Below are 1,209 nucleotides of genomic sequence, written 5' to 3'. Positions count from 1 at the left end.
CCGAGAACTCCCCACGGGGTATCGAGAGAGCGGCCTTTTCGATGTTGTCCACTCTGAAGAAATGTGCATCGTCGATTCCGGCCAGATAGATCCGTTGGCCATTGCGAACGATTGTTTCGCATTCATTGAGCAGCACGCGAATGCCCATAGCTTCGAGCCCGGGGACCATTTGAATCGTATCGTGGTTGCCGAGCACCGCATAGATTGGCTTTTTCAGATGAGTTGCCACTCGCGCGACACCATCCAGCGCGGGCTGGAACGGCCCAACAGTCCGCCCCCGATAATCGCCAGTTAGGACGCACACATCGTACTGCATGCTGCCAACCAGCTCGATGAGCCTGTTCATGGCAACTTCATTCATATCCACATGAAGGTCGCTAATGTGGAGAATGGTGAAGCCCTCAAAGAGGGGCGGTAATGTCTTAAACCTCATTTCGTTTCGTTTGACGAGAATGCGTTCTGCGTTCTGTCGTGCACGCCAGTAGAGCCCTGTTGCCTTCAGAACATTTCGAATGATCCACTCGGCCCAAGATGAGTTTTCAAGGTGAAAAAATGTGAGGCCCTGGCCAAATACCTGAGCTTCGTGATCTCTCTCAATTCCCAATCGCTGCCGGGCATGGAGCGGCCCGAGACGGATCTCGAGTTTGCGCAAAATGTCTTCGTCCACCAGCTAGTCCTTTTGAACGGCCTTAGGGTAGATATAGCGTATTCTCATGAGGCCAAGGTCAACCCGACAGTGGCTAATTCCCACGCTTCCACTGAATGTCGCGTTGGGTCATTTGGCTCGTGCACTGCAGCAAACTGCATCGCTATTCGATCACGTCGGCGCAGCCGAGCAGCGACAGCGGCGGCGACTTCAGGTTAATGGATGAGGCTCGATCGGGTGCCTTGGATGACCGGCGCAAGACGTTCCACTGAAAGGCGCCATAATAGTCAATGAAGATCGAACTAACGTCGGATGCAACTATAAGCTAAGCTGAGGAAATGCAATTTCTGCATATTCTGCAATTATTGGTTTTAATGACGTTGGCGAACGGCACACCGATCGTTGCAAAGAAGATTTTTGGCCCACGTTTTTCCTTTCCGCTGGATGCCGCCACCGTATTATTTGATGGGAGGCCGTTGTTTGTAAGCGCTTAGCCGGAACCCTTGCTTCGGGATCTGGATAGCTATGCGAAGAAGCCTCCGGCTTGGACGGAGGTTTGAGAT

The 1,209-nt window shown here is 52.5% G+C and carries 2 protein-coding genes; both read right to left on the bottom strand.

Translation table 11 applies throughout. The annotated features are described in order from the left end of the window. On the bottom strand, positions 1–667 hold a 667-nt coding region (locus XI09_RS08595; protein WP_271566457.1), incomplete at its 3' end, for a metallophosphoesterase. A 297-nt stretch (positions 668–964) separates the two neighbouring features. Further along, the coding region (locus XI09_RS08590; protein ID WP_271566456.1) for a hypothetical protein at positions 965–1,209 on the bottom strand (245 nt) is incomplete at its 5' end.

This window comes from Bradyrhizobium sp. CCBAU 11386, assembly GCF_028128955.1.
GTDB lineage: Bacteria > Pseudomonadota > Alphaproteobacteria > Rhizobiales > Xanthobacteraceae > Bradyrhizobium.
This window is presented reverse-complemented; position numbering and strand designations above follow the sequence as displayed.